This is a genomic window from Candidatus Atribacteria bacterium (assembly GCA_011056645.1).
Classification (GTDB): Bacteria; Atribacterota; Phoenicimicrobiia; order Phoenicimicrobiales; family Phoenicimicrobiaceae; genus Sediminicultor; species Sediminicultor quartus.
This window is the reverse complement of record DSEL01000034.1, coordinates 1-9,978: the sequence shown is the minus strand read 5'-3', so window position 1 is coordinate 9,978 and position 9,978 is coordinate 1. Positions and strand designations below refer to the sequence as shown.

Here is a 9,978-nt window from a genome sequence, read left to right as displayed (position 1 = left end):
GTCATGTGGTTAACATAGCATGTCTTTGCTACATTGGAAGATCTTACCCTTTATCGGGTTACCTACTAATTTAAAAGTAAAATATTAATTATTTAAGAAAATAGGTGTCTGTCCCTCTTTATTATAGTTTTTATTAATATAAGAGGGACAGGTTCCGTTTCCAGAACCTGTCCCTCTTTTCTGTCTATTCATATCACGATTGTCTACTACAGTAATTTAGTGATTTCTGTAATCAGTTCTCTTTGAGCTTATTCTTTTACCCAGACACCACCGGTATAATTGTAGGTTCCTGCTAGTTTTCCTCCATTGTCATATGCTGTCTTAAATCCAGGATTTGCTCCCATTGTAGCGAGATTACTATCAATAGTTACATTAGCCCCTATGGTAATTTGGGTAATTTTATTGTTCGGACCATAAAATGCATAATAACCAATGCTGGTCACATTGCTACCGATGGTGACTGAGATAAGATTGTTATAGGCGAATGCCCATTGACCAATAGACGTCACATTATCTGGAATAGTGACTGAGGTGAGTTGGTTGAAGGCAAATCCAGAATAAGGAATGCTCGTCAAACCACTTCCGATAGTGAGTGATTGAAGTTGGATGCTGTTGAATGCCTCGTTACCAATAGACGTCACACTATTTGGAATGATGACTGAGTGGAGCACGTTGCCCACAAATGCACCTGAACCAATGCTGGTCACACCCTCGGGTATTAAAATACCGGTAAGACTCTTCATAGAGAACGCTTGAGTGCCAATAGCCAGCACGGCAGTCCCACCTATCGTGGGTGGAATAGATACATCTCCACCACTACAGATATAACCAGTTACTGTTCCTGTTGAGGAATTGAAATTAAAACACGATTCTGATGTGTAGGTAAACACAGAGAAGTTTGCAGTAATTGCTTTATTTCCATTCATGGTGATCGATTCGGTAGCATTACTACTTACCAGGTCTCCGGTCCAACCGTCAAACTGCCAGCCGCTATCAGCAATGGCTTCCAGGCCAAGAACTGTGCCTTCGTCTACTGTCACGGGTACTGTGTAGAGAACATCGTTAACTTCTACACTTCCATTACCAACGATATTAACAGTCAGGGTGTACTGGGTGGTCGGCTCTTCTCCAGAATCTCCGGGGCAGTAGTCAGAGATGACGAACTGCGAATTCTTTTTTAATGATCCACTGTAATTTACATCCGCAGTGAGAGTATCCAAATCGAAGTAGGGAGTAAAGAACTGGAGCACAGATCCATACTTTGTTGGCTCATATGGATCGGTCCCGGATCCGGAACCTCCTAGTACAAGCTGGGCATAATTCACGTCTTTGGTTCCGTTAAGAACCCAGTGGATCCAGCCATCTTCGGTGCGTTCTTCGCTGGTGCCAATCAATTCACATGTCAACGCATTCGATCCCTGCCCAGTCCATGTTACAGGTGATGAATTTTTTTCCAAGGAATCGACATCGCTCGGTGTGGTAATGTTTGCGATATCGCTACATCCGGTAAAGAACAATCCTAAAACCAACATAGATACCATTAAAAACAATACTTTCTTCATTACAAAAAACTTCCTTTCTTTTTATATTAAAATATAGAACAAAAGTACTTCCTACATGTAACGCAGACTAGCATGAATCTTTATCTAATATTAAAAGTTGGAAGTCTGGCAATCCTGTCTAAAAGATTTAGACTATAGACCCATAACTTTGCGTCCTATTCTTTCGAATAGTTTGCCTTTTTCAACTTTTCTATTTGGTAGGTATCACCTCCCCAATTTCTCCTCTTATCGTCATAAATTGATGGTACTCTGATGTAATTTTAGCTATTTCCTTATTGTAATAAATACTATAACCATAATTTCTCTTCTTAGTGTAAGCACTGCTATTTCCGGACGGTATCATCTCCATGTGATGGAAAGATACTTTTTAAATAGATAGATATTCGGCGACGATGGTGCAATACTTAAAAAACATAAGTGATGTTTCGATTAAAACTGTCTATACTAATGAGGGGGCGATAATCAGGCAGTCCGACAATCCCGGGGTGAAGCGATGGGACTCGTGACTTTGCGTCCCATCCTTGCGGATGGTTTACCTTTCTCAGCTTAAGGCTTCTCTATTCTCGATAGGAATACCTCCTTAATTTTTTAATTACCATTTTATCTGGCTTGAAAGAGAATCTATTATTTGAGAATCCAAACTTTAGCTATCAATATTTGCTCTTTGGGATGATCCACTAGTTTTTATATCATCTTACGCAGTCAAATCCATTCACTATATATTTAAAATAGTGTAAAAAATAAAAGGACAGAGTAAGAAAATAATGATACTACTTTCTTACTCTGTCCTTTTACCTGAAAGATTCTTCCTAGAAAATCAGGAAATGATTTTTTAGTAAACTATGTAAGTGTTCCCCTAAAGATTAGGAATTGCCTCGTTGGTGCTTTTTGCTATAAAGCTCTTCAGAGTTCTGTCCGGCAACGGTACTTTTACCTGAAAGATTTAATACTTTTGGTATCTTGCCTCTTCGGTGCTGTTTCTTTTGCAATAGAAAGAAAAAGTCTCTTCCGTTACCCTCATACAGGTTACCATATAATATTTCAAAAATCATGCGACATAAAATCTTTTCTTGTCTAATATATTATACTACACTTGTTTAAAAAATCCATCTTTTTTTGAAATCTTTTTTTGAAAAATAATTTAAAAAAAACAAAAAGCCCTTCAGCAAAAGGCCAAAGGGCTGGGAATTAGCAAGCTCCCCCTATTGGGCGGTTTTAGGACTTTTAATATAGCCTTTATTTTGAGAATAACTCTAGCCTTTACTATGAAATTTAGTGGATAGCTCGGCAATTTTGCGTTCTAAATGGTCTGGATAGAGCTGTAAACCTGGCAATATATTATATCTGGAATACCATCAAACATCCGGGTAATTCCTAAAAGCATGACAGCGGTATAATGGTCAAATAAGTCAATGCCATGTGACCCTGCTCTGGCAGCTAAATAAGAAGACCATTTACCTGGTCCCTTTGAGGACCCTAGCCGAGGAAAAGTACCGGCGTTTTAAAGAGATGTATCATCCTTGCGGAATAGATGTAGTTATCTCATCCCGTGACCGGAAGGAAGACGATACCAGGATCGGCAGCGGAAGATTTAAGATCGCCATCATGGTCTATGAAAAGTTTTATTACTTCCTGTTAAAATATCCGGCATTTTTAAGCGGAGTTTCCCTGGTTATTATTGACGAGATGCAGATCATCAATGATCCCGTTAGAGGTCCCCTTTTAGAGGAGATACTGGTCGGCTTACAAGAACAGGAGCAAAAGATCAAGATCATTGGACTTTCGGCATTTTTAGAAAATCAGAGGGGTTTTTTGCAATGGCTTCCCTGCCGGCTGTTGAGCTCTTATTTGCGTCCGGTAGAACTGCGAAAGGGAATAGTAAGAGAAGGCGTCTTTAAATATATTACCCATAATGAAAAAAAGGTTGGAGAAGAAGTTTTTTTTCATAAGCTTGCTGTCCGGGATAATTGCCAGGAAGATTATATTTTGGAAACCGTCAGATATTTCACCGAAAATAATGAACCTACCCTCCTCTTTTTCCCTACCAGGGCAGAATGTAAAAGGTGGGCGCAGTGGCTGGCTGATAGGCTGGAAGACTGTCCGGCAGAAAAAGCCATAGAGGAGTTAAGGCATATGGAGGAGACCTTAACCCGGGATAACCTGCTTGCTCTTTTGGAAAAGGGTGTAGCCTATCATAGTTCCGACCTTTCCTGGGAAGAAAGAAACCTGGTAGAAAATTATCTGCAAAGCGGGGAAATTAAAATCGTCTGTGCGACTACCACTTTGGCCATGGGCGTTAATCTCCCTTTTAAAAATGTGATCCTCTCCATAGATAAAGTAGAAAGCATGAATGGGGATTCCCAGGATATCCGGGTAGCCAGCCTGACCTTTAGCGACATAGAGAATATGGGCGGAAGAGCAGGATGCCACTTACGTTCAGATAATCTGTCATTTATATAGAATAAGAAGAGGCATTCTAAAAATTATTGGTAATAATAAAAAGAATAATAAAAGGGTCAAAGATATTTTAAAAGTAATTTCTCGAAGGGGAATTATGTTGAATTTAGAAGAAGATAAATTAAAAGTAAATTAAGACAAAAACCACCATAATTTTTTAAAAATATAATATTTTTATCTTGATTAAAATCCAGATAACCATTATGTTGTCTGGATTTTTTTTATTTAAGCTAATCAATGATTAAATCAAATCCGAACAGTTTAAAAAGCTGTCCGGATTTTTTTATTTTATCAATGAATGTCTTTCGACGGAAATTCGACCTAAATTCGACTGAAATTCGACTGAAATTAGAGTACAGGAACCTGAGGGGACAGGCAACTTTTATTAAAAAGCAGCCAGTCCCCTCCCGGCGGGGCGGATGAATCCGCCCCCTACACAAGACTTAAAACTAAAAACCAATAACTGAAAACTATTTTGAGCGAAGGAGAAAAAAGATGCAAAAAGAAAAACTAAATAGACAAACCAAATCATCCAAAGAAGGCTACATCATTATGCCAAATAATTTTTTAACAGAATGGGTAAGGGTATTAGGTAAAGGTCCGGTTTTGCTCTATATCCAACTACTTACCTATTGTCATAAAGAAAAAGATATTGCCTGGCCGGCACTGTCCACTTTAGGCGATAGCTTAGATATGTCTAAAAATAGTCTAATCAGTTATCAAAAAACTCTTCTTAAGTACGGCCTGATTAAAAAAACCACAGGTAGAAGATCTGCTCAAGGAAATTATCAGTCTAACCTCTATAAGGTTACTCTCATAAAGAATCCAAAAATTGTACCCGGCCAGGTCCAAAAATTGGACACGGAAAGTCCAAAATTTGTACTTGACCAGGTCCAAAATTTGCACCCTAACAATAACAATCCTAACAATAACCATATAACAACAACAAACAGAGGAAAAGATGCTGTTGCTGCTAATTTTAAAAAAATAAAAGAGGAAGGAGAAGAAAGAATGATGGTGATAAGACAACGGTTGGTTAAATTAGATTTTAAGAGGGAATTCATTGAGGGGATACTGAAAGACTTCTCGGAGGGAGGGGACAGGCAACTTTTATTAAAAAGTAGCCAGTCCCCTACTGCTTGTAACTTGTAACTATTTTTGATTGAAAGGAGAAAATTGTATGGATAGATTAGAAAACATCTTGATCAATATAAACCGGGAAAAAGGTTATGGGCGTTTAAGTAAAAGAGAAAAGAATATTATCACTCTATATTATTTGGAAGGATACAAAGATGAAGAAATTGCAAAATTTTATACCCTTACCCAACAGGCGATAAATTATATTAGAAAGAAAGGAATCAATAAATTAAAAATATTTTGAAATATTTTTAATTTCCTTTTGTAAAATCACCTCCTTTTTGCTCTTACTAAGTAGAGACTAAAAAAGAAAGGAGGTAAAAAATTATGGCAGTAGTTAGTCGTAGAAAGAAAATAGGGACAGGGGTGAAGATAGAGTTGGGGAAAATTAAATAGAGATAAAAGAGGTAAAGTAAGTGTGATATATTTTTATAGATTCTTATATTTACTATAAACTTATTTTATTTGATCCCAAAAAAACAGAGGGTTAAAAGAATAGAAACTTCAACGATTTCATTTATTGCTCCCAGTATATCTCCGGTTATACCTTCAATCTTCCGTTGGCAATATTTTAATATTAATAATATTATCCCTATTCCTACCATCACCAGAGGAAGTAAGTATAGCCTAAATAATGGAATACCTATAACAACCATAGTTAAGCTGGCGAAAATAGCCTCTCGCCAGCTAATATAGTCCATAAATAATTTACCCATACTGTTGTTAAGGCGGGCTGGCTTACCCAAAAAAGCAGCAACCACCATGCTCCAGCGCCCTATAACGGGAGTAAAAAACAAGGCCATATCTTTTAAGAATAAAGGCATCTCCACCATAAGAACGAACTTCAATAATAAAAGAGAAACTAAAGCTACTACCCCTTTTGCCCCGGTAGAACTATCTTTCATGATCTTTAGTATTTCTTCTTTATCGTGTCCTCCCAAAAATCCATCTACACTATCGGCAAAACCATCTAAATGCAGCCCTCCGCTTAGCCAGATCCAAAAAACGAAAACCAAAGCATCACCCACCAACGAAGAAACAACGAGGTAATAAAATATCCGTCTTAAAAGTACCAGCAATAAACCTATTAACATGCCTACAAGGGGAAAGAAGGCCATAGAGTTGGCAAAGTTTTCTGCTAACACTTCGTCATTTTGATTAGTATGATTAGAAGGGGGAAAGGAAATTATGGGGATAACAGTTAAAAACCGTAGAGCTAAAGACAGATCTCTTAAAATTTTCATTATTTGATCAGCCCTTTATTTTTAATGGTATCCCTGAGATCATCATAAAAATCTCATCAGCTTTATCAGCAATGATACTATTTGCTCTGCCCAGGATATCCCGATAAACTCTTCCGAGGGGATTTTCAGGAACTAAACCCATACCAACTTCATTAGATACAATGATCACTTGAGCAGGCGCTTTAAAAGAAACCTCAGCTAATTTCTCAATCTCTGATAAAATTTTCTCTTGCCACTTGAAGTCTTCTACTCTTTCTTTTTTTCTCAATAAAAGGTTAGAGGTTAACAAGGTCAAACAATCGATAAGAATAACTTCTTTTTCTACACCTAAACGGCTTACTAATTCTCTGATTTTTATCGGTTCTTCATAAGTTTCCCAAGTATCTAACCGATCTTCTTGATGCTTTTTTATTCGGTGAGCCATCTCTTCATCCAAAGGTTGAGCGGCAGCGATATAAGCTACTTCTTTACTTATTTTGGCGGCTATTTTTTCAGCAAAGCTACTCTTCCCGCTCCTGGCTCCCCCGATGATAAAAATTAATTTCCCTCTGGCCATAAAATTTTCTCTTCCTTTTCCTATAGGCTAAACGCTGTACGCTTTACTACGCTATACATTAATTTAATACTAACGACTATTCACTATTCACTAACGACTAATTTATGAGTTTTTACTATCTACCCCGGCTTGAGCAAAGGTAGCCATTTGGGTTAATATTTTAACCCCGGCTTCAATAAAACTGATACCCAAAGCCGCACCGGTTCCTTCACCGAGCCGCATACCAAGGTCAAACATCGGAACCTTCCCAATATATTTCAGGGCAATTTTATGTCCTTTTTCTACCGAATTATGACTCGCCAATATATAATCATTAACTAAAGGAGCCAAATTAATGGCAATTAGGGCACTAGCACAAGAAATAAAACCATCGATCACAATAGGAACTCGATGGGAAGCAGCAGCTAAAATGCAACCTACTAATCCCCCAATTTCAAATCCCCCTACTTTTGATAAAACATCAAGTCCGTCTTGGGGATTTGGTTTATTCACTTTCAAGGCTTTTTTTATTATTTCAATTTTATTTTTGATTTGTTCCCGATTTAAACCGGTTCCTGAACCGGTTACCTCTTCCACTTTAGATTTAGTCAAACAGGCTACGATAGCGCTACTTGGGGTAGTATTGGCAATCCCCATTTCTCCTAATCCTATTAGATCAATTCTCTTTTTATTTAATTCATCTTCAAAGACTTCAATCCCGGCAATGACCGCTTTTTCTGCATCATCTTTACTCATAGCCGCCCCTTTAGCTATATTATTTGTTCCATAAGCTATTTTCTTTCTTATTATCTTCTCTTCCGGGGGAAAATCTTTGGCTATGCCCATATCCACCAGCACAATTTCAGCTCCTGTATGCCCAGCCAGTACATTGATACCTGCTCCCCCTCGAATAAAATTATATACCATTTGAAAGGTTACTTCTTGGGGATATGCACTTACACCCTCTTCTACAACTCCATGATCCCCAGCCATTAAAAATATTACTTTTCTTTTAATGTCCGGCGAAAGATTTCCCGATATACCTACTATCCTTTTGGCAAAATCTTCTAATATTCCCAAGCTTCCCTGGGGCTTAGTAAGATTATCTAATTTTTCTTGTGCCTTTTCCATTAGCTTAAGATGGACAGGTTTAATATTTTTAATAGTTTGCTCTATTTTTTCATTCATCTCTTTACTCCTGAGCTAATCCGCTTTCCCACCAATCTTCAAGATGAGAAGTATCATTGATCAGTGAAACAAATCCTCTGCTATCATAATAGTCTATAATATTCAAAGCGGTTGATTTTTGTTTTATATACCAAAGATTTTTTAATTCAATATTTAAAGCGTTACAAAGAATCGTTCGGATAGCTCCGCCATGACAGACTATAGCAATGGTTTTATCATTATTTTCATCTTTATGTTCTTGTAATATCCTGTTTACTTCGGTCATAATTCTCTTGTTCAATAGAGCTAAGCTCTCTCCTTGAGGAATAATGCTTCTTTCATCGGGATTTTCCATCCAGGAAGTAAATTTAGCTCCCTCTTTTAATTCAATTTCCTCAAAGGTTTTACCTTCCCAAATTCCGAAATTCATTTCCCGTAAATTTGGATTAATTATTATATTTATATTTCTATTCCCAAAGATTATGTTGGCAGTATGGACAGCTCTTTTTAAATCACTACAATAAACTGCATCTATTGGCAGTCCTTTTAAGCGATAAGCCAATCTCTCTGCCTGCCATATACCTTTTTCAGTCAAAATTACATCTTGAGAACCGGAAAATTTTTTCTGGGCATTGCCGTAGCTTTCTCCGTGGCGAATCAAAAGTAATTTTATGGCCATTTCTACAAACTTCTCCCTTTCTTGGTCACTTTTTAGGATCTACTTATAAATAAGATAAAAAAATATCACCCTCTTTCTCCACGAAGAGGTGATTCTATATTAATAAACAGTAAGGTCTCCTGGCTCAGGGCTCAGACTAATTGCTGCATTTTTACACTTAGGGCAGCTTTTGTCTCCCATCACAGTAGCGGGACTGCGGTGGATTTTCACCACTCTTCCCTCAGGTTGTTTATATTTAAATATTTAGTTTATTTTAAAAAATTATAACTTAAAAAAAGAAAAAAAACAACATCGGTATTTAAAAAGAAAAGATTATTTTTGCTGCATCATAGATGAATTTGGTACTAAAAAATAAGAGAAACAATCCGCAGATTAGAAATAAAGCCTGTTGAAGTTTTTTGCCAAAAAACTGCCCACCTTTAAAAGATAAAGCAGAAAGAAAGTATAACCATAAAAAATCACATGACCAATGAGCAATCACAAAGATAATAAAACCGAGTAAGCCAAAAGCATAAGATCGGAAAATAAGAATGGAACCGATAGTTGCCATCCAGATCAGAAAATAAGGATTAGCCAGAGTAAGTATAATCCCAGCCATCAAAGGAGAATTTGGACCATTGCTTGAATCAATTTTTGTTTTCTTAATTCCCTTTAGTAAACCAAGGCCCATTTTCAGGAGAAATAAACCACCCAGTGATCCAATTATCGCTTTGACATAAGTAATTTTTAGTATATCGCCAAAACCATAAAGTACTAAGATCATTAATGGGATTTCTACTATACCATGTCCCAGGGCGATCATTGCTCCAACATGAGGAGACTTAGTTCCTTTGCTGACCGTGACAGCGGTAACCGGCCCGGGAGCTATTACCCCGGATAAAGATATCAAAACTACTTCTAATAAAAAAGTGGACAGCAATACCTTTTTCTCCTTCACTGGAAATGTTTTTTTATTATACCTGAATTATTCATTTATTGCATCAATTGTTTTAAATCGGAAGTTATTTTGCCACAAATTTGATTATATTATCTGAAATATCTATATAACCTATCATTCCTTTATGTAATATTATATCTTTAGTATTTTATGGTCAGCATAACTGTACTTTGTTTTATTGGAAAGAAAATAGACTACCTCTTGTTTCTAATTAAGAGCTTTAAATTTGCAATAAGTACCAGAATATATATAATTAATAT

The 9,978-nt window shown here is 36.8% G+C and carries 7 protein-coding genes, 2 pseudogenes and 4 riboswitches; of the genes and pseudogenes, 3 read left to right on the top strand and 6 right to left on the bottom strand.

Annotation, left to right across the window (positions count from 1 at the left end):
• Positions 1-248: 248 nt before the first annotated feature.
• Positions 249-1,562: a leucine-rich repeat domain-containing protein gene (locus ENO17_01390; GenBank protein ID HER23709.1), complete on the bottom strand. Its 1,314-nt coding sequence runs from the start codon at positions 1,560-1,562 to the stop codon at positions 249-251.
• 96 nt (positions 1,563-1,658) lie between these two features.
• A riboswitch (cyclic di-GMP riboswitch) is annotated at positions 1,659-1,749 on the bottom strand.
• Positions 1,750-2,024: 275 nt separating this feature from the next.
• Positions 2,025-2,109, bottom strand: a riboswitch (cyclic di-GMP riboswitch).
• Positions 2,110-2,474: 365 nt separating this feature from the next.
• Positions 2,475-2,583: riboswitch (glycine riboswitch) on the bottom strand.
• A 422-nt stretch (positions 2,584-3,005) separates the two neighbouring features.
• Between ENO17_01390 and ENO17_01385 the strand changes: the two are divergent.
• From ENO17_01385 to ENO17_01375, 3 genes and pseudogenes are all read left to right on the top strand, one after another.
• Positions 3,006-4,022 (top strand): annotated as a pseudogene (locus tag ENO17_01385) (DEAD/DEAH box helicase).
• Positions 4,023-4,514: 492 nt separating this feature from the next.
• Positions 4,515-5,105 (top strand): annotated as a pseudogene (locus tag ENO17_01380) (hypothetical protein).
• A 94-nt stretch (positions 5,106-5,199) separates the two neighbouring features.
• Positions 5,200-5,400 (top strand): hypothetical protein, encoded by a 201-nt coding sequence (locus tag ENO17_01375; GenBank protein HER23708.1) that lies wholly within the window; start codon positions 5,200-5,202, stop codon positions 5,398-5,400.
• A 217-nt stretch (positions 5,401-5,617) separates the two neighbouring features.
• On the opposite strand, the gene cobS is transcribed toward ENO17_01375, so the two are convergent.
• The 5 genes from cobS to ENO17_01350 all read right to left on the bottom strand — a co-directional run bounded on the left by cobS (position 5,618) and on the right by ENO17_01350 (position 9,700).
• Positions 5,618-6,400 (bottom strand): adenosylcobinamide-GDP ribazoletransferase, encoded by a 783-nt coding sequence (gene cobS / locus ENO17_01370; GenBank protein ID HER23707.1) that lies wholly within the window; start codon positions 6,398-6,400, stop codon positions 5,618-5,620.
• A 7-nt stretch (positions 6,401-6,407) separates the two neighbouring features.
• On the bottom strand, positions 6,408-6,956 hold the full coding sequence (cobU, locus tag ENO17_01365; GenBank protein HER23706.1) for a bifunctional adenosylcobinamide kinase/adenosylcobinamide-phosphate guanylyltransferase: 549 nt from the start codon (positions 6,954-6,956) through the stop codon (positions 6,408-6,410).
• Between the two features lie 102 nt (positions 6,957-7,058).
• A complete protein-coding gene (gene cobT / locus ENO17_01360) occupies positions 7,059-8,123 on the bottom strand; it encodes a nicotinate-nucleotide--dimethylbenzimidazole phosphoribosyltransferase (GenBank protein ID HER23705.1) in 1,065 nt (354 codons plus the stop codon).
• Positions 8,124-8,127: 4 nt separating this feature from the next.
• Positions 8,128-8,781 (bottom strand): histidine phosphatase family protein, encoded by a 654-nt coding sequence (locus tag ENO17_01355; protein ID HER23704.1) that lies wholly within the window; start codon positions 8,779-8,781, stop codon positions 8,128-8,130.
• A 91-nt stretch (positions 8,782-8,872) separates the two neighbouring features.
• Positions 8,873-9,042: riboswitch (cobalamin riboswitch) on the bottom strand.
• A gap of 37 nt (positions 9,043-9,079) precedes the next feature.
• Entirely contained in the window at positions 9,080-9,700 is a 621-nt protein-coding gene (locus ENO17_01350) for a hypothetical protein (protein HER23703.1), read from the bottom strand.
• Positions 9,701-9,978: the final 278 nt, after the last annotated feature.

Excerpts from the sequence above, each read along its gene's own strand:
- ENO17_01390 (HER23709.1), bottom strand. The coding sequence starts at position 1,562 with ATGAAGAAAGTATTGTTTTTAATGGTATCTATGTTGGTTTTAGGATTG.
- ENO17_01375 (HER23708.1), top strand. The coding sequence starts at position 5,200 with ATGGATAGATTAGAAAACATCTTGATCAATATAAACCGGGAAAAAGGT.
- cobS (HER23707.1), bottom strand. The coding sequence starts at position 6,400 with ATGAAAATTTTAAGAGATCTGTCTTTAGCTCTACGGTTTTTAACTGTT.
- cobU (HER23706.1), bottom strand. The coding sequence starts at position 6,956 with ATGGCCAGAGGGAAATTAATTTTTATCATCGGGGGAGCCAGGAGCGGG.
- cobT (HER23705.1), bottom strand. The coding sequence starts at position 8,123 with ATGAATGAAAAAATAGAGCAAACTATTAAAAATATTAAACCTGTCCAT.
- ENO17_01355 (HER23704.1), bottom strand. The coding sequence starts at position 8,781 with ATGGCCATAAAATTACTTTTGATTCGCCACGGAGAAAGCTACGGCAAT.